The sequence below is a fragment of the Bacillus sp. FSL K6-0972 genome, from assembly GCF_037976035.1.
Classification (GTDB): domain Bacteria; phylum Bacillota; class Bacilli; order Bacillales; family Bacillaceae; genus Bacillus; species Bacillus haynesii.
In genome coordinates this window covers 3,368,933-3,386,994 of sequence record NZ_CP150260.1, presented here as the reverse complement: position 1 = coordinate 3,386,994, position 18,062 = coordinate 3,368,933, and the positions used below count along the sequence as shown (strand labels likewise).

24 protein-coding genes are annotated in these 18,062 nt (G+C 40.6%); 20 read left to right on the top strand and 4 right to left on the bottom strand.

The window, feature by feature from the left end; translation table 11 throughout:
- The first annotated feature begins 205 nt into the window (after window positions 1–205).
- On the top strand, window positions 206–1,558 hold the full coding sequence (locus MKX80_RS17260) for a glucose-6-phosphate isomerase (RefSeq protein WP_079289531.1): 1,353 nt from the start codon (window positions 206–208) through the stop codon (window positions 1,556–1,558).
- Between the two features lie 84 nt (window positions 1,559–1,642).
- Here MKX80_RS17260 and MKX80_RS17255 read toward each other — a convergent pair whose 3' ends face one another.
- From MKX80_RS17255 to MKX80_RS17245, 3 genes are read right to left on the bottom strand one after another with little or no spacing between them, the layout of a single operon-like run.
- Complete coding sequence (locus tag MKX80_RS17255) at window positions 1,643–2,791, bottom strand: site-specific integrase (protein WP_017474835.1); 1,149 nt, start codon at window positions 2,789–2,791, stop codon at window positions 1,643–1,645.
- Window positions 2,792–2,796: 5 nt separating this feature from the next.
- Window positions 2,797–3,258, bottom strand: a complete 462-nt coding sequence (locus MKX80_RS17250; protein ID WP_339227266.1) for an ImmA/IrrE family metallo-endopeptidase — start codon at window positions 3,256–3,258, stop codon at window positions 2,797–2,799.
- An 8-nt stretch (window positions 3,259–3,266) separates the two neighbouring features.
- Window positions 3,267–3,695: a helix-turn-helix transcriptional regulator gene (locus MKX80_RS17245; protein WP_268301667.1), complete on the bottom strand. Its 429-nt coding sequence runs from the start codon at window positions 3,693–3,695 to the stop codon at window positions 3,267–3,269.
- A gap of 268 nt (window positions 3,696–3,963) precedes the next feature.
- On the opposite strand from MKX80_RS17245, the gene MKX80_RS17240 reads away from it, so the two are divergent.
- From MKX80_RS17240 to MKX80_RS17190, 11 genes are all read left to right on the top strand, one after another.
- Window positions 3,964–4,149 carry a helix-turn-helix transcriptional regulator gene (locus MKX80_RS17240; protein WP_077736774.1) on the top strand — a complete coding sequence of 62 codons (186 nt, stop codon included), beginning with the start codon at window positions 3,964–3,966 and terminating at the stop codon, window positions 4,147–4,149.
- Window positions 4,150–4,154: 5 nt separating this feature from the next.
- Window positions 4,155–4,424, top strand: coding sequence for a group-specific protein (locus MKX80_RS17235; protein ID WP_268361799.1), 270 nt, complete (start codon window positions 4,155–4,157; stop codon window positions 4,422–4,424).
- Between the two features lie 28 nt (window positions 4,425–4,452).
- The gene (locus MKX80_RS17230; RefSeq protein ID WP_339227261.1) at window positions 4,453–4,620 is read left to right on the top strand and encodes a hypothetical protein; all 168 of its coding nucleotides are present in this window, start codon (window positions 4,453–4,455) and stop codon (window positions 4,618–4,620) included.
- Between the two features lie 17 nt (window positions 4,621–4,637).
- Window positions 4,638–4,904 carry a YqaH family protein gene (locus MKX80_RS17225; protein ID WP_105179752.1) on the top strand — a complete coding sequence of 89 codons (267 nt, stop codon included), beginning with the start codon at window positions 4,638–4,640 and terminating at the stop codon, window positions 4,902–4,904.
- Window positions 4,905–4,997: 93 nt separating this feature from the next.
- Complete coding sequence (locus MKX80_RS17220; RefSeq protein ID WP_268361802.1) at window positions 4,998–5,267, top strand: hypothetical protein; 270 nt, start codon at window positions 4,998–5,000, stop codon at window positions 5,265–5,267.
- A gap of 65 nt (window positions 5,268–5,332) precedes the next feature.
- On the top strand, window positions 5,333–5,890 hold the full coding sequence (locus tag MKX80_RS17215; RefSeq protein ID WP_059231718.1) for a host-nuclease inhibitor Gam family protein: 558 nt from the start codon (window positions 5,333–5,335) through the stop codon (window positions 5,888–5,890).
- A 3-nt stretch (window positions 5,891–5,893) separates the two neighbouring features.
- Window positions 5,894–6,826 (top strand): AAA family ATPase, encoded by a 933-nt coding sequence (locus tag MKX80_RS17210; RefSeq protein WP_339227260.1) that lies wholly within the window; start codon window positions 5,894–5,896, stop codon window positions 6,824–6,826.
- Window positions 6,826–7,266: a DUF669 domain-containing protein gene (locus MKX80_RS17205; RefSeq protein WP_061578359.1), complete on the top strand. Its 441-nt coding sequence runs from the start codon at window positions 6,826–6,828 to the stop codon at window positions 7,264–7,266. Before MKX80_RS17210 ends, MKX80_RS17205 begins: the two co-directional genes overlap by 1 nt.
- Window positions 7,267–7,326: 60 nt before the next feature.
- Window positions 7,327–9,765, top strand: a complete 2,439-nt coding sequence (locus tag MKX80_RS17200; RefSeq protein ID WP_339227257.1) for a phage/plasmid primase, P4 family — start codon at window positions 7,327–7,329, stop codon at window positions 9,763–9,765.
- A gap of 268 nt (window positions 9,766–10,033) precedes the next feature.
- Window positions 10,034–10,471 (top strand): hypothetical protein, encoded by a 438-nt coding sequence (locus MKX80_RS17195; protein ID WP_339227255.1) that lies wholly within the window; start codon window positions 10,034–10,036, stop codon window positions 10,469–10,471.
- Window positions 10,468–11,007 (top strand): ERCC4 domain-containing protein, encoded by a 540-nt coding sequence (locus tag MKX80_RS17190; protein WP_025807627.1) that lies wholly within the window; start codon window positions 10,468–10,470, stop codon window positions 11,005–11,007. Before MKX80_RS17195 ends, MKX80_RS17190 begins: the two co-directional genes overlap by 4 nt.
- Window positions 11,008–11,102: 95 nt before the next feature.
- Here MKX80_RS17190 and MKX80_RS17185 read toward each other — a convergent pair whose 3' ends face one another.
- Window positions 11,103–11,921 carry a hypothetical protein gene (locus MKX80_RS17185; protein WP_339227253.1) on the bottom strand — a complete coding sequence of 273 codons (819 nt, stop codon included), beginning with the start codon at window positions 11,919–11,921 and terminating at the stop codon, window positions 11,103–11,105.
- 450 nt (window positions 11,922–12,371) lie between these two features.
- Here MKX80_RS17185 and MKX80_RS17180 point away from each other — a divergent pair, with 450 nt between their 5' ends.
- The 8 genes from MKX80_RS17180 (at window position 12,372) to MKX80_RS17145 (ending at window position 18,060) form a co-directional block, all read left to right on the top strand.
- Window positions 12,372–12,752, top strand: coding sequence for an ArpU family phage packaging/lysis transcriptional regulator (locus MKX80_RS17180; protein WP_339227251.1), 381 nt, complete (start codon window positions 12,372–12,374; stop codon window positions 12,750–12,752).
- A gap of 419 nt (window positions 12,753–13,171) precedes the next feature.
- Window positions 13,172–13,795, top strand: a complete 624-nt coding sequence (locus tag MKX80_RS17175) for a hypothetical protein (RefSeq protein WP_339227249.1) — start codon at window positions 13,172–13,174, stop codon at window positions 13,793–13,795.
- A gap of 79 nt (window positions 13,796–13,874) precedes the next feature.
- Window positions 13,875–14,276, top strand: coding sequence for a hypothetical protein (locus MKX80_RS17170; RefSeq protein WP_339227247.1), 402 nt, complete (start codon window positions 13,875–13,877; stop codon window positions 14,274–14,276).
- Window positions 14,277–14,600: 324 nt separating this feature from the next.
- Window positions 14,601–14,771, top strand: coding sequence for a hypothetical protein (locus MKX80_RS17165; protein ID WP_339227245.1), 171 nt, complete (start codon window positions 14,601–14,603; stop codon window positions 14,769–14,771).
- A gap of 44 nt (window positions 14,772–14,815) precedes the next feature.
- Window positions 14,816–15,208 (top strand): hypothetical protein, encoded by a 393-nt coding sequence (locus MKX80_RS17160; RefSeq protein WP_339227243.1) that lies wholly within the window; start codon window positions 14,816–14,818, stop codon window positions 15,206–15,208.
- Window positions 15,209–15,234: 26 nt separating this feature from the next.
- Window positions 15,235–15,609, top strand: coding sequence for an HNH endonuclease (locus tag MKX80_RS17155; protein WP_145689581.1), 375 nt, complete (start codon window positions 15,235–15,237; stop codon window positions 15,607–15,609).
- A gap of 229 nt (window positions 15,610–15,838) precedes the next feature.
- Complete coding sequence (locus MKX80_RS17150) at window positions 15,839–16,354, top strand: phage terminase small subunit P27 family (RefSeq protein ID WP_146910931.1); 516 nt, start codon at window positions 15,839–15,841, stop codon at window positions 16,352–16,354.
- Window positions 16,351–18,060 carry a terminase TerL endonuclease subunit gene (locus MKX80_RS17145; RefSeq protein ID WP_146910930.1) on the top strand — a complete coding sequence of 570 codons (1,710 nt, stop codon included), beginning with the start codon at window positions 16,351–16,353 and terminating at the stop codon, window positions 18,058–18,060. Before MKX80_RS17150 ends, MKX80_RS17145 begins: the two co-directional genes overlap by 4 nt.
- Window positions 18,061–18,062 lie beyond the last annotated feature (2 nt).

Genomic DNA, 18,062 nt, shown 5'->3' with positions numbered 1-18,062 from the left:
GAAAAACATGCGTTTTTGGCGCGCCAGTCCCCATCCTCCTTTTTTTCGTCACTTGATTTAACGAAGGAGTTCATATAAAGTGAAAAGGGAAGAGGCTGTCGCCGAAAATCGACATGTTTTAAAACCCTTTGGCCCGCACTCTCATGAAAATGAAAGCGCTGGCGGGTATTTGAAAGAAAACAGCTAGTACTGGAGGTTTAATAATATGACGCATGTCCGTTTTGACTACTCAAGAGCATTGCCATTCTTTAAAGAACATGAACTTACATATCTGCGTGACTTCGTTAAAGTCGCCCACCATACCATTCACGAAAAAACAGGTGCGGGCAGCGACTTTTTAGGCTGGGTGGATCTTCCGACTGACTATGACAAAGAAGAATTCGCCCGCATTAAAAAATGCGCCGAAAAAATTCAAAATGATTCCGATGTTTTGCTTGTTGTCGGAATCGGCGGTTCTTACCTCGGTGCAAGAGCAGCGATCGAAATGCTGAATCATTCATTTTACAATGTGCTGCCGAAAGAAAAGCGGAAAACTCCGCAAGTGATTTTCATCGGCAATAACATCAGCTCTTCTTACATGAGAGACGTGATGGATCTTCTTGAAGACGCTGATTTTTCAATCAACGTGATTTCTAAATCAGGTACAACGACAGAACCGGCGATTGCTTTCCGGATCTTCCGCAAGCTTCTTGAAGAAAAGTATGGAAAAGAAGAAGCGAAACGCCGTATTTATGCAACGACTGATAAAGAGCGGGGCGCATTAAAAACGCTTGCGAATGAGGAAGGTTTTGAATCATTCATCATTCCTGACGATGTCGGGGGCCGCTTCTCTGTGCTCACAGCGGTCGGCTTGCTTCCGATCGCAGTCAGCGGAGCCGATATCGATGAAATGATGAAGGGCGCCCGCGATGCGAGCAAAGACTTCTCCACATCAGAGCTTGAAGACAATCCGGCTTACCAATACGCGGTCGTCAGAAACGTCCTTTATAACAAAGGCAAAACGATTGAAATGCTGATCAACTACGAGCCGGGCCTTCAGTACTTCGCAGAATGGTGGAAGCAGCTCTTTGGTGAAAGTGAAGGAAAAGACGAAAAAGGCATTTATCCTTCTTCGGCCAACTTCTCGACTGATCTTCACTCTCTTGGACAATACGTACAAGAAGGAAGAAGAGATATGTTCGAAACGGTGCTGAACGTTGAAAAGCCAAGACACGAGCTGACAATCGAAGAAGCGGACAATGATCTTGACGGCTTGAACTATCTTGCCGGCAAAACGGTCGACTTCGTCAATAAAAAAGCGTTCCAAGGCACAATGCTCGCGCACACGGACGGTAATGTGCCGAACTTGATCGTGAACGTACCTGAAATGAACGCTTACACGTTCGGCTACCTTGTGTACTTCTTTGAAAAAGCCTGCGCAATGAGCGGATACCTGCTCGGCGTCAACCCGTTTGACCAGCCTGGAGTGGAAGCGTACAAAGTCAACATGTTCGCCCTCCTTGGCAAGCCTGGTTTCGAAGAGAAAAAAGCAGAGCTTGAGAAACGTTTGGGAGAGTAAGGTTTAGGGTATTTTTTGGACAGAGGTTATTAAAGTTTTAATTTAAATTTATGGCTGGCTGACCACATTATGACCACAATTGGATCAGTCGGCCATATATCTTGAAAACTTATTTACTGCCTCATTTTCCATCTTGGGAGTGATATGAGAGTAAATATTTGATGTTGTTCTTATATCTTTGTGGCCTAATCGTTCTTGAACTTCCTTCATACTTGCTTCAGCCTCTAACATCATAACAGCGTGAGTATGTCGTAAATCATGGATGGAGATATCCGGAACCCCAGTTTTTCTTTTTACTCTTGTAAAGACATTTTGAATGGTCCTTTCACGTAAGCGAGATCCGTCTTTTTTACAGAAAACGAATCTGTGCGGTGAAGTTAATGGGCCAGCAGAAAGTCTATTTTTTTTGTTCACAGTGATAAGCTGTTTTAATTGACTTGAAAGAAACGGATCTATTTTAACTCTTCTTTTTGAATGTTTTGTTTTAGGCGGCCCGAAAACAGCTTCTTCACTTGAAAGATGATAGAGGAGTGTTTTGTTAATATCTATATAATCATTTTCAAAATCTAAATCCTCTTCTTGTAATGCCATAGCTTCACCTTTCCTAGGACCTGCATAAATCAACGTTAGAAAAAAATAGTAATAAACCTTCTCCTCATCTTCAAAACCATTCAAAAATTGTTTTATGTGGTTCTTAGCCCAATAATGGATTTTTTTCTCTTCCTCAATTTCTTCGATCTTTTTTATAATTACACCGGTGCATGGGTTTTTTACAATCTCGTCATTCAAGTAAGCCTGTCTCATGGCATTACTCATTGTTGCATTTATATGGCTTACAGAGCTTGTTTTGCGTGATGTTAACAGCTTATTAATAAATGACTGATATTGTGCCCTAGTTAATTTGTTAATTTGAATATGACCAAATTCAGGTATAAGGTATTTGTGAATATTCCTATAATGAGCCCGATATGTAGAAGGCTTTACTTTCCCTTTTTTATACAATTCTAGCCACTCAGGAAGATAATCTTTAATTAATTTAGACTTAATCGGTTTGTTTAAGTTTGATTCAATATCTTTCAGAGCCTGCAAAATTTTTTCCTTTACAATCGCTTGTGTTTTTCCTCTCCGTGTGACTTGCTGACGCTTTCCGGTAACTGGATGTTTCGGCCCCTCAGCTGTTCCTTTCCAACCGACATGCACTTTGTTTTTGTAGACTTTTGAGAAACTAATCAATCTTCTCAGCTCCTTAAAAACGGAATGTATGTTCTGTTTTGGGATTCAAAATTTTTTGTGATGTTAGATAAGACTAACTGTTCTGGAATCCCATATTGTTCAATCGCTTCCTTTGCAGTTACACACCCATTGATAGATGAGAACAACAAATTTATTGCAAAAAAATTTGCTTCTAATTCGATTTGATCTGTTGAGAATAATGTCTTTCTTTTTAAAAAAGGAGTGTTTGCGTCCGGATGAAAGATCGCATGACCTAACTCATGAGCGCAAATAAACTCCTTGTTATGTTCATTCGCATTCTGATTAATGTGAATGACCTTAACTCTGAAATGCCTACTGTAATACCCCAGGGCTTTTCCTAAATCTTCATATACCACTTCAATTCCTAATTCTTTTGCAATTTTAAATGGATTGTTTGTTTCAAATTTTTTTGTTATTGATTTTATCTTTTTAGTAATTGACTCCACAAAAGCACCTACTTACGATATTTTTTCGGAGTGAATTTTTGTTTTGAAATCCTTTTGGCGAGACGTAAGGAATTTTCCAAGCTCGCGATTAACAACTCTTTGTCTTCTTCATCCATATCGTCAAGAGTTTGACCGTCAAACGCGGCATAACCGTTCTTGCCTTCTAACCCTTCTATAATTTTTTGTAGCTCTTTCTGTATATCTCTTTCATCTTTAGCAGTTAGCTCAGGCTCAAAGGTTTCCTTTTCTGTTCTGCCGAGAAGGTAATCAACTGAGACGTTAAAATAATCAGCTACTTTTTGAACTTTGTCTATACCTGGAGTTTTTTCATCCCATCTTCTAATTGTTCCATTTGATAATTTGGTCTTCCTTTCAAGTTCAGCCAAAGATATTTTATGCTCTTTTGCCAACTTTTTTATCCTTTCAACTATTGTCATATCAACCATCCTTAAATGAGCCTATGACAAAAATTAAACTTTATGCTATTTTTGTGTTGACAATTAGCATATAGTTTATTAAACTGTGTTCATAAGCTACTTATTTAGCTTTCAGGACACTACAAACTAAAGCCTAAGACCACGTTCCCCAACGTAAAAGGCTGTAATTGTAGGGTTTATTCGCTATGTTTAGATATTAGCATATATCCTATTTTTCAGTCAACAAAAAGCTAAATAATTAGCAAAAAATATATAGGAGGTGTTTTCTGTGGAATTGGATTTCGGAAAAAGGGTTAAGACCTGGTTAATACTTAACGGCATGCAGCAGAAAGAATTAGCCGAAATGCTAAACATTTCAGGCCCCTATCTCTCTGACATTTTACACGGTAAAAGAGAAGGCAAAAAAGTCAGAGAGAAAATTGTCAAGATCCTAGACATGAAGGAGGTTTCATAATAGGTATGCTAACGGTTCAGGTTGATAAAGACGAAATTAAACGGATCTGTTCAGAGAAAATTGAGGAACACTTAAAAGCTATTGATAATGAAAAGGTTTTTTGGAATACAAAAACCTTGAAGGAAAAAACAGATATGAGTTGGCCAGAAATTATAGATAAGTTTTTATACGATCCTAGGTGTCCTAAATACAAGGTTGGAACTAAGTGGAGGTTTCCTGCAGCTGAAATGAAAGAATTTCTACTGACATGGTTAGCCGAACAGCCAAGACATTAAGCCCTACTAAATGAAAGGAGGTGAGGAAATGAAGATCAAAACAAAAGAATGGCTTGCTTTAAGCAAGGAAGCCAGGGCTAAGCTGATTCAAAACGAAGCTCTGAAGAATTGTAGGAATGAAAACAGTGAAACTATCGAGATCACAGGAACTTACGAGACGTTCACAGTTTGCAGTGATTGCGGAATGGAGATATAGGAAGGAGCTTTGAAGGCATGAACCTAAACAGATTTCTAAAAGCTGACCGTGAAAAGGCGGAAAGGCTGTTCATTTCAACGCGAGATCTTATTGCGGAATTGCCTGCCGCGATCGAGGAGCATGATTTTGAAGGATGTGTAGAAATTGCGGCGACAATCATTTCAAATTGCAAGGACCTTCAACGGATGGAACATCCAGAACAAGTCGTCCAGCTCCGTGAAATAGTGTCCAATCTCGCAAGCAGAGGGATTAATGTTTCAACTGTGAGGAGAGTGTATCAATGAATATCGAGCACCCAATGATCACTGAGATTAACCGTTACGGTTATCCTTTGAAAAATTTGAAGGACGAGAATGATGCAGAAAGAGAGGGTGAAAATGGATCCAAAGCAGATTGACTCAGTATTGCCCCTTGTTGAAAGTGCATTAAAAAATGGCGGGCGAATTGGCATTGACTATCACTGTAAGAATGAAGAGGCAGCTCTTCAAAAAGTGCAGGATGCAGCTGAAAAATTGAACACAAGAATTGATCAGCGTTCCTACGATAATTGCTTTTGGTACGTAACTGAGATTAGCAGGAAACTTCAAGTTGTTGCATTTTATCCGTCAGCTTATGAACAAAAAAGCCGCCTCGGCAAAGGCGACTAAAAACAATACTTAACAACCTCATTTTAAATGGAGTTTATTACAAAATCAATTAGGAGGCAATATATATGAATCCTTTACAGGCGTTTGAACTAAACGAGATTTCAAATAATAGCCTGCAGCAGGAGAGCCGTCCACAGTTTGAGATCACGGACATGAATAGTCTAAATTGGGCGTTTCGGAAAATAGCTGCTTTAAAGACACAGGAAAAAGAAATCAAGGCCCTGGCGGCAACGGAAAGGCAGCGCATCGATGAATGGGAAACCCAGGAGCTAAAACCTGTCGCGGACAATCTGGAGTTCTTTGAAAACCTAGTCAGCGTTTATCACTCAAAGCAGCTCGAGCAGGATCCGAAAGCAAAAACACTTTCCACACCTTACGGCAAGTCAAAAAGCCGCGCAATTAAAGAGCAACCTAAACCAGCCGATAAGGACCAGCTTCTCAAGCATGTCAAAGAAGCTGAACTCACTGAATTTATCAAAGAAGATGTCAAATGGGGCGACTTTAAAAAATCTCTGTCCATCAAAGAGGTGGACGGCAAAAAGGTTGTCGTTGATGAAAATGGACAAGCTGTTCCGGGGGTAGAAATAGAACCTGCCTCCACAAGCTTCAAAGTGGAGGTGTGATAGATGTTTCAAGTTACAAACGCACAGCGTGAAAAAGAAAAGGCAATTGTCGGCTTTATCGGGCCGAGTGGATCCGGAAAGACTGCCGGCGCCCTGCTTGTCGCTTACGGAATGATGCGGGAAGCATACCCGGAAGCAAGCGATGAGGAAGTCTGGTCCAAGATTGGTGTTGTGGATACTGAGCACCGCCGCGCCAAACTGTATGCAAACTTGCAATTTGATGACGTGCAGATCGGGAGTTTTAAACATATTGATTTTACGCCGCCTTACACCACAGAACGTTATCAATTGGCTGTGGAGGCTATCAAGAACGCCGGGGCCGAGGTGGTCGTAATTGATTCGCTTTCCCACAACTGGCAAGGGGAAGGCGGGATAGTAGAAAAACACGGGAGCATGTCCGGCAACTCATTTCAAAATTGGGGCAAGCTTGCGCCTGAAACAACCAAATTGATTAAGACCTTAACGCAAAACGATGTCCACATCTTGGCGACATTGAGAACAAAAACGGAGTATGTGGTTGAACCGGATGAAAACGGAAAGATGGCACCGCGCAAAGTCGGGACCAAACCGGTACAGAAAGACGAAATGGAATACGAGTTCATGCTGAATTTCAATATCAGTATCGATCACATGGCGGAAACATCCAAAGACAATACCCGCATGTTTGAAGGATCTTCTTTTAAACTCAATCCAGAAGTCGGCCGCAAGCTTTACCAATGGCTTGAGCTCGGCATTGACGTGAAGGCAGAGGAAGAAGCGGAACGGACCCGTTTGATTGATGAAATTAAAGCGATCGTTTCCGGCAACGAAGCAGCCGCGCAGATGGTTGAAGAATTTCAGATCAAAGCAAATAAAAAACTTGATCAATGGACTATTAAGCTGGCATCCGCCGCACTTGATAGATTACAAGCTTTAAAGACTAAGGAGGAAAAATAATGTTTACAGTAGACCACAGCAAAGGTGAAGCTTTTGAACCGATTAAACCAGGAGAATATGAGGCAACAGTTATCAATTTTGAGGAGAAAACAGCAGCCTCATCCGGAAATAAAAGGCTTGTCGTAGACTATGAAATCCGTTCTGACGTTGAGCAGCCATGTCAGGGTCAAAAAATCCTATACGATAACTTTACGGTTACAGACAATGCTATGTGGAGATTTCATCAAGCATCAAAGGCCGCAGGTTTTCCAAACGGAATGAAATTTAAAGATCATATTGAATGGGCCAATGCGTTCCTGAATAAGCCGGTTCGCCTGGTTGTCGGAGAACGAGAGCATAACGGCAAAAAGTATCCGGAAGTCAAAGCGTTTAAGCCGTCTGAGGCACCTGCACCGGAAGCAGCTCCAGTTAACATCAGTGACGATGATGTACCGTTTTGATCATAAAAAACACATTTGAGGGAGTGTATAGCTCCCTCGTTTTTAAAGGGGAGTTATCACATGTACGAATTTAAGAACATACCGCAAGAGCTAAAAAACGCCCCTCAGTGGATTTTATGGCGTTCCGAAGAACGTGACGGTAAGAAAACAAAAATGCCGTACCAGATTGACGGCAGCATGGCTCAATCCAGTAATAAAAGAACCTGGTCGACATTCCCGACCGTTTTGAAATTTTATAACGATCGAGATTATGACGGGATCGGCTTCATGTTTTCAAAAGATGATCCGTTCATCGGCATAGACATAGATCATTGTGTGGAGGACGGTGTCTTGTCCCCGTTCGCTGAGGAAATCGTTCAGGCTATTGGAAGCTACACCGAATATTCACCCAGCGGCAAAGGAGTCCACATCATCACAAAAGGTAAGATTCCATTGCGCGGGCCGGGTACGGGGAGAAAAAATCCCGAACTCGGACTGGAAGTATACCGCCACGGCCGCTATTTTACCTTTACCGGTAATAGCCTCGGGGTCGGGGCCGTTGAAGAACGAACGGACGAGCTCAAAGAGCTGTTCGATAAATATTTGAAGGACAAAAAAGAAGAATCGAAACCGTCCAACCCGCCTGCTGCTTCATCCCGTGATATGAGCAATCTCTCCAATAAGGAGATATGGGAAAGGATGTTCAACAGCAAGAACGGGAAAAGCATTCAGGATCTGTTTAACGGCCATCTGATAAATGATGATCACTCGGCCACAGATATGGCTTTGTGTAATCACCTGGCATTCTGGACGGATAAGGATCCCGCAAAAATGGATTCCATGTTTCGCGAATCGGGTTTGTTCCGGGAGAAATGGGATCGACAGCATTCATCTGACGGCGCTACATATGGAGACATGACCATTGCCGCTGCCGTTTATTCTACTCATACCACAATTTCTGATTTGCTGGAAGAGCAGCAGGAACAGCCGTATGAGGTGTACATTTCCCATTCCGATAATTCTAATTCTCAAGTTGAGGATACTGAAGAGATCATTGACACCCCGCCGGTCTTTCATTTAACGGAGCTTGGCAATGCTGAACGAATTGTCTACTACCACGGAAAGAATATCCGATACTGTAACGAGCTTGACTGGCTGATCTGGAACGGCAAGCGATGGGAAGAAGACAGCAAACGGAAAATTGAAGCCATCACTGCGAAAACATTACGGGCATTATACGGCGAGGCCAAGGCCACAGAAGACAAATTCCGAAAAAAACAGCTCAATGATTGGGCGAAGAAATGCGAGCGCCGCAATATACGGATGAACACCATTTTAGATGTCCGACCAATGGTTTCAGTGAGGAAGCAGGAACTGGACTCCCACAAATATCTTTTCAATTGCGATAACGGTGTGATTGATCTGAAAACAGGAGAACTTCTGCCGCATGATCGGGATCTGCTTTTTACAAAAATATCTCCTGTCTCTTATCAACCGGACGCCGACTGTCCGAACTGGAAAGCTTTCTTGGAAAGTATTTTTATAGATGACCAGGGCGCACCAAACTATGAAATTATTGATTTCATGCAAAAGGCAATTGGCTATTCGCTGACCGGGGATACCACAGAACAGGTCATGTTCTTTCTATTTGGGAACGGTCGGAATGGTAAATCAACCTTTATCAATACTGTTCAGCACCTGTTCGGGGACTATGGGCGGCAGACAAACAGCGACACCTTCATAAAGAAGAAAAATGACAGCGCCATAAACAATGACATTGCCAGGTTGGACGGCGCCCGGTTTGTGTCGGCTGTCGAGAGTGAAGAGGGACAGCAGCTGTCTGAATCGTTGGTGAAGCAGATCACCGGCGGCGAAAAGATGTCAGCACGTTTTCTGCGTCAAGAATACTTTGAGTTTACACCGGAATTTAAAGTCTTCTTTACCACAAACCATAAACCGATCGTTAAAGGCAGCGATGAGGGGATTTGGCGCCGGATCCGGCTGATCCCGTTTACTGTCACGATACCAAAAGAAAAAGTAGACAAGAAGCTGCCGCAGAAACTGGCTGCGGAAATGCCAGGGATCCTGCGGTGGGCTATTGAGGGCTGCTTGAAGTGGCAGAAGGAAGGCCTGGGAGAACCGGAAGCGATCAGGAAGGCGACGGAAGGCTACCGGGAGGATATGGACATTCTCGCCCCTTTTCTTGCTGAAAAGTGTGTCACTCATCCGGCTGCAAAAGTCGAAGCAAAGGAACTCTATAAGGAATACAAAGATTGGTGTTATGAAAATGATGATGTTGAGTTAAAAAATCGCGCCTTTTATCGTCAATTAGAAATTCGAGGTTTTAAAAAAGAAAAAGGCGCAAAAAACAAAACATTTATTCATGGGATGACATTAAATCAATATGCCGGAGGAAGTTTTTTGCAGAATAATGATGGGCGGGTTACTGAAAGGGTTACTGAATTTTCTTCAAAAAGTAACCCAAATAAGGTCGCTTCTATCAATAGAAAGAAGCTTTAACCATTGATATATAAGGGTTTGTGAGGTTTTACATTATTTAGGGGTTACTAAGGGTTACTTAAATTCTATGTTCCGTTCTCATGAAAAAAATAAATAAAAAATAAATATATATATAAGTATATAGACTTTAATAGAAAAATAGGTAACCTTTGATAACCCAGTAACCCAAAAGAGGTTGAAACCCTTGATATGACTGAGTTTTTAAAGGGTTACTGAAATTTAAGTTCGATAACCCTTTAGTAACCCCTTTTTAAAAGAGGTGATAATTTTGCACCCAAAACAAATTTGTGATGACCTTGCCTTTTTGGGATCACCTTTAGTCTTGGATGGAAACAATCTTTTTATCGAGAATCCGGAGAACGTCTATCCAGAACTTGTGGAATTTGTTCAGTCTTATAAAAAACGGCTCATCCAGTATTTAAAAGGTGAATACTCAGTGCAGGATCATAAAGTCAAACAGACCATTGATAAAATCATCAATTATTTTGTGGGCATAGATCAAGAAATGAATCCAAAAATAGACGACTGGTTCAATCATGATTGGGATGCGGCAACCAAAGCCGCGAGATTGCTCGTTCTATTTTGGGAGAACGGCTGGAGAGATCTGAACAGCTCCGTTGCGAATTTTGAGGATGAAGAAACGGATAAGCTCTCTTTAGAAATCTATGAAAGGGCCATGTCGTACTTTAAGGGGAAGAAAGCATGACGATTATTCACTATAACTATTCGGATACTGAAATGAAAAATATTCTCGACAGCATGATCATTATTGTGGATACGAGAGAGCAGAAGAACCAGCATGTTCTTGACTATCTCCGCAAAAAGAACGTATCCATCAAATTCAAAGGGATGAAGACGGGCGATTATTCCGCCATGATCCCGAAAAACGAGGAATACGGGATCAGCCGGGACATGTATTTGAACGCTGCTATCGAACGGAAAAATGGAGTTGATGAGCTGGTTCAATCCATTAAGGACCGTTCCCGGTTTGAAAATGAATTGATTCGTGCAGCCAAACACCCTTTCACTCTTCTTGTGGAGGATCTGGAAGGCTACCAAAAAATATTGAACGGAAAATATCGCTCACAATATAAGCCGCAATCTTTGCTTGGGAGCTTAAAAACGTTTGAAGTCCGTTACAATTTCTCAACCGTTTTTATTAATCCGAGCGCGACCGGAAACTATATCTACCACCATTTTCATTATATGGCCCGGGAGCTGTTAAAGGGGGGCCTTGTTTGAAATTACAAGCAGAAAACGACGACTCATTTGGCTGAGGAAGAGTGTTGGGCAGGAGTCGAGAAAAATTAAACCATCCTGAAAAGATAGTTTAGTCTCTAACTTTTAAATTTTTCAATAGTAGCTGACACAAAGTTCTTTACAGAAGATATCTTGATCTGTTTCTCTTTTTGATGAATTTTTTCATCGAGTATTAATTCGATCGCAAGTTGCACATTTGGGAATAGTTCAAGACATTCTTTTTCAGTCAGTTCATGTATACCTTTACTTAAAATTGCATACAGCTTTCTATTTTCAACAAGGAAATCCGGTAAATAATCTTTAAGTAATTTAATTTTATGATCCATTTTAGACCCTTCAAAGTTGCTGTTGTCCCAGTTAGGATCTTGAGATGCTGCTTTCTGTCTAGTTTCTTCAATTAAATTTTCAAAGATTCTACGAAGATAGACAAATGATCCAGCGCCAATTTCTTGGGAATTCAGTCGTATTGCTTTGGAGAAATCCCGATAATCGTCATTTAAGATTTTTCGATATTTATCAATTTTATGTAATTGAAGGTCAGCAAGGGATGGATATTGTCCAATCTTAGTCACTTTATTGTCACGAATAAGTAGCGAAAAATAGAATAAATGAGATTCATCCCTTTGACATTTGAACATTAACACAACAGGCCAGGTGGATTTAATTCTAGTTAAAATATCATCTGGATTATAACGGTTTGGTAAAGTCCCTCCCGTATGGTGATGGAATTTAAAAGTTGATTCTTTTTTACACTCAACACAGTAACAGTCAAATTGAATATTATGGGGTTTTCTTAAATAAGATTCAAATTTTTCGACGTTTTCTTCATTGATGGTAATAGGTTGGTACAACCCTAGCTCTAATGCTAAATAATCTGATGATAATTCCTTAACCAAACATAACAACTCCATTCTATTTTTTTCTAATTTTAACACGATAATAGGTTGATTGACATGGGAGGCATTGATGTTTATTGAGCTTCACGCTAAAAACTCAATGTGAAAATGACTTCAAGCACAGCTATAAATTATCGTTAGACCAAAGGCAGGAAAGGATAAGAGGATGCATAATGAACGAAAATTATTATTCAAAAGGCATCGGCTTTTCACGTCCCCGAACACGGTCCGAATTTTGAGAAAATGACGAATGAGCAGATTGAATTCTTTGAAGAAACTTTTAAAATGGCTTTCGGTGACGAGGAGGCGGCGCGAGCGCCGCTAAGGAGGAGTTATGATTTATCTAATTATAGGAATCGTCATTCTTGCTGCTCCGTTCATCTGGATGGAGATTGCTGAAAGACGGATCCAAGAATGGGAAAAAGAAAAATGAACGAATGGAGGGAAAGGATGTCAAAAGAACAGCTATCTTTTCTCGATGATGTGGACGAAAAAGCCGTCCGAAAAATAGTCATCAAAGAACTGAAAAATTACCGCGCGCTCAAAGTCCAATTAGAGAATAAAAAAGAATGTTCATCTGCTGGCATTAACATTTTCCCTTCCCTCCGGGATTCATTTACCGTAAACGAGCTCAAGGTCAAGCAGATGGAACGGGCTTTACAAAACAGCTTGGACGATGAGGAACGTTTGATCATTGAAAAGAAATACCTAACGGCTGCCAGGGTGAAAGATATCAATATTTATATGGAACTCGGGATGAAAAAGGATACCTATTATGAAATAAAACAGCGGGCAATATACCGTATAGCAACAGCTCTCGGAATTATCTGAGGGCTTTTTTCATCGAGAAAAACCCGACAAAATCTCGACATTTTTCCGATAATCGGGGGGATAAAGAGGGGGAATTTTTATGTGTGTTTTATCGATAAGATTTACTTATCAAGAAATAACGGGAAATGCACCATTCCCTTATCAAGGTGAATTCGGATACTCAAATCAAGGCGATGAAGAATGAAGCCAAACGGGAGGAACATTCTGAGCCGGATCGCGCTAGTCTTGCGACTTTGGTATCGGGAGATTGTAAGAAGTATGTTTTTTAGAGATGCCGTCTTACAATGCTTGGCTTCCTCCCGGAGTATGGTAAGGCGCAATTTTGAATAAGCATTTAGCATAAGGAGGAATTGTTCGACAAATTTTGCGAAATATTTACTTGTTTATTTTTTAACCGATAAGCATATTGGTGATAGATATTGAATGAAAAATTAGCAAAAGAAAAAAATGTAATAAAGTATTTTAAAAAAATAGAGAAAGAAGGGGGATTCGGGAACTCTGTTAAGGATCAAAATAAATTTAAGGAAAAATTAAAAGAAGATCATACAAAATCGGATTTTTTGTTATTAAAAGAACGGTATGACATTGAAATAGAGACAAATAAAGATACAAGTTTTTTTTATAATCTTATTATTACCGTTTTAATTACCGCTTTAACGTTACTGTGTACTTTAATGGTCTGCTTTTTCACTATTAGTACACAAGTAATGACTTCAGCAATAAACACTAAAGTAACTACAACAATTGCTGAGGAAAAATTTAAAAAAATGAGCTCTGTGGATCAAAATGATCTATTAACAGGAATTTATTCTCCAATAAAAAAAGAGATTAATGATTTAGTTTTGGGAGGCTTTTTCCCTTTTATAGCTTGTGGGACTTTTATTCTTATTGTAGGCATACTCGTTTTGATGTATCTATACACAAGAAGAGTCAAAAAAACAAGATATTATCATATGTTGATCATAGAGTGTATTTCTGACATTGAGGATAAAGAAAAGGAACTTAAACAGAGAAGAGAATATAGAAGAAAAACAAGACATTAGCGTAAATTTTATTCGACAAATTTTGCAAAAGGTTCCATTGTCATTTTTTTTCACCGATAATAAGGTGGGAGGTGATAATTTGGGTTATAGGTATGATATGGGAAACTATAGTCCTCAACAGCAAGCAATTGTACGTCAAAGAGATGAAGAAGAAAAACGTCGTCGAGAAGAAGCTGAGCGACAAAAAGTGAAATGTGAGAGAAGTCCAAGAAATGGCGATTATGAGGGTGTCTATTTCACTAAAAACGGAGAATATTTATTGGAATTAAGAGTTTCTGGGACTGCTCTTGTAAATGCTCCTTGTAATTTAAAGGATATTGACATAAAGGAATGGTTGTGTAAAACAGGGAGATTATATCTTGATAAGGTTAAGAAATTTGAGATAGTTACTATTCTTTCCCATGACGTAGAAAACCAAAAAATTATTACAGAATGGGAGTCACTCCGCAGAGAGAATTTACCCGAACAATTTGATTCATAAGAACCAATTAGTAGCGCTTTCCAATGGAGGGCGCTTTTTTGTTTGAGTAGTTGCATACCACCAAAGGTGTTCAGGTGCACACGGATAGTCGGATGAAAGCAAGCGTTTCAGGGGGGCAATCTTAAACCCCTTGGTTTTATATTCTCTGTAAACCGGGTCCAGTGAATCTCAGAATAGACGATCAGCGGCCAAAGGGTGCCTCTGAGTGTGGGGCTAGTTTAGAAAGAATATAAAAGAGGAGGGTTTCATTAAAAGTCTAGATGCAATTAGATGAGCGTTTCTCTTCCTTTTATGGTAGAATTTACATAGAAGGGAGGGATAATCTTGGATCGTAAGTTCGCTAAAATTGCATCTGAGTTAGTTGATGAGTACATGCCATCAATTCAAGAAGTTAAAGGGCAAGAAGTATATCAACTCTATGAAACTATGATCAAACTGAACGCTGAGATGTTAGCAACAGCATTAGAAAAATACGAAAAATCAACTAAGAATTAAGCGATTTAGATAATGTATTATCGAGTTCGTAGAAGTTTTTTGGTGTGGTTATCAAAAAAGACGGATATTTAAGAAACGGGCGCTTTCCTAAAACGGGAGAGCGTTTTTTATTTGAGGAGATGATCTGGATGGAATCAAAATGCGAGCATTGCGGCGAGGTACATGGGGTTTTATTGCGGGAGGAGAAAAGGGAGAATGGCGTTGAAATTGGGTATGTTCAATGCCCCGCCTGCCAGCATAGGGCCGTGTTTTCTGTGACTACCCCACAAATTAGAGTCCTACAAAAGCGTATTAGAGGTGTAAAGAACCAATATGCGAAAGCCAAGAGGCTAAAGAAATCCGAGCGCCTTTTGACAGAGTATTTCAATTTAAAAGAGCGTATAGGTCTACTTATGCAGCCTTTAGTAGAGCAAGCAAATGAAGAGCTGAACCAATAAGTGTTTGGCACTGAAGGAGGATTATAATGCCGCCTAAGCCATTAAGGGAGTGTAAGGCCCACGGGTGTAAGGCTCTTACCCGAGAGGGCTACTGCCCTGACCATAAGCACGTCAAGCAGGAGGAAACGAAACATTACAACAAACATTCAAGAAACAAAACAATAACAAGTTTTTATAAATCAACAGAATGGAAACGAACAAGAGAACTTGTTTTACTTCGAGACAATCGTCTTTGCCAGCGGTGCTTGAGAGAACACCGTTTCACGCCTGCTGACATGGTTCATCATATTGTGGAGGTTAAGCAGGACTGGTCCAAGCGTTTAGACCTTTCAAATCTTGAAAGTCTCTGCAATGCCTGCCATAACAAGGTTCACGGCGACCGGAGCAAGCCGATCAAGTAGGGATACCCCCCTATGAAAATCCTTGGGAAGCAACCGCCGCGGGAACGGCGCCCCCTCTTCTGCAAACAAACACCGCTTTTCAAAGTTCCCGAAAACACAAAGAACCCTCCCGGCAAATTTGCCGAGAGGGCTTGATATGACTGGTTTTGTTGTTGCTTTCATCATACCATGAGACTGAGAAAAAACAAGCGCAAAATTGCAATTTTTTTAAGAAATGAGGTGAGAAAACATGCCGAGACCTGCAAAATCCGCAGCCCTTCAATTAATACAGGGCAATCCAAATAAAAAGAATACGAAAGAGCTTGCCGCCAGGGCCAAACATGAAAAAAAGATGAAAATGCGCTCTGAAAATATCAAACCGCCTACCTGGCTGGATAAGGTGGCTAAAAAAGAATTTAAGCGGATTGCTGCTTTATTATCTGAGGTGGAAATTATGACGGAGGCGGATATCAGCATGTTAGCCGCCTACTGTAACGCCTATTCTCAGTACATCTCTATTACAAAAATTATTGAAGAAGACGGCATCATGATTCATACAGAGGGTCAAGGTGAAAACGGGGAGCCGGTCAAGTTGATTGGAGAAGAGCATCCCCTCCTGAAACGACAGAAAAACTTCTATGATCAAATGAAATCGGCTGCAAATGATTTTGGGCTCACTCCGTCTGCACGTGCCAAGCTGGCGATCACCAAGACCCAAGAAGAACGCGAAAAAACAGCAGCGGAAAAGGAGTTCAATAATGTATGAATACAATTAAACAGTTTATGATTGACTACTCGCGCGATGTGGTATCGGGCGAGATTGTTGCGTGTCAAAAGCATATTTGGGCTTGTGAGCGATTCTTAAAAGACATCAAAAGGGAAGGGACAAGAGAATTTCCCTACGTATTCGATGACGAGAAGGCTCGGCGTTTTCTCTTTTGGATGACTCAATTTAAACATACCAAGGGGCCGTTACAAGGACAAAATATTGTACCTGAACCAATACAGATTTTTATTTTCGGTAATGTTTACGGATGGGTTCACAAAGATACGGGATTCCGCCGTTTCAGGAAAGTGTATTGGCAGGTTGGCCGTAAAAATGCAAAAACTCAGAGCTTGGCCTGTGTCGCTTCATATGAGGCTATGGCAAGCGGTGAAAACATGTCGGAGGTATACATTGGAGCCACAAAAACTGAACAGGCTCAAATATGTTGGAAAGAGATAAAAGCCCAGATAGAAGGGTGCGAACTTTTAAACAAACCGGAGCAAAAATACAGGATTGCATACAGTACCATTGAGCACCCAAAAACAAATTCAATTATCAAAGCTTTATCTAAGGATGCTGGTAAAACAGGGGACGGTTTCAACCCTCAATGTGGCATTATTGACGAATATCACGCGCATAAAACATCCGAAATTTATGACGTCCTTGCTTCTGGAATGGGAGCAAGAAACCAGCCATTGATGATTATTATCACGACTGCTGGCTTTGAGTTAAACAATCCAGCTTACCGGGTGGAATATGATTACGTCTCTCGGATTTTAGACCCAAACAAAGTAGAAACCAATGAACAGTATTTTGTGATGATCAATGAACTGGATAAGGGCGATGACATCAAGGATGAGTGTAACTGGATAAAAGCAAACCCTATTGTGGCTGCTAATGAACACGGGTTAGAGTATTTGCGCGGCGAGCTTGAAGTAGCTCTCGCGGTTCCTGAAAAAATGCGTAATTTCCTCACTAAAAATATGAATATCTGGGTCAATATGCGTGAAAATGGCTATATGGATATGCAGGCCTGGAAAGATTGTGGATCTGATCATTTCCCTAATCTAACCGGCCGCGAGTGTTATGTTGGGATTGACTTATCAAAACGAATTGACCTGACAGCTGTATCCTTTATTTTTCCGTTGGATAACGGGAGCTTTGCTGTAGAGAGTCACGGTTTTATGCCAGAAGATACATTTTATGAGCGCATGAAGACAGATAATGTACCTTATGATTTGTGGAGGAAAAAGAATTGGTTAACCGTCACCGATGGCGCTGTTGTCGATTATGACTATATCAGAACCTACATTAAAAAAATGGAGAAAGAGAAAGGGTGGCGAATCAAAGAAATTGGTTACGATCCGTATAATGCTACACAATTTGCCCAACAGATGGAGGCTGACGGATATGTCATGATTGAAATTCGACAGGGTGTTGCTACATTATCTGAACCAACGAAAGACTTCCGTGAAAAAGTAAAGGCCAAGAAGATCATTCACAATAAAAATGATCTGCTGACATGGGCCATGGGGAATGCCATTACAAAAGTAGATGCCCAGGAAAACATAATGCTGGACAAGTCAAAGTCAACACAACGGATTGACCCGGCGGCTGCGCTTATCAATGCACACGTGCGGGCTTCGCAAATTGATACGGCCGTTGACTTAAACGCTTATATACAATCTGGATCGTTCAGCCTGTAGGG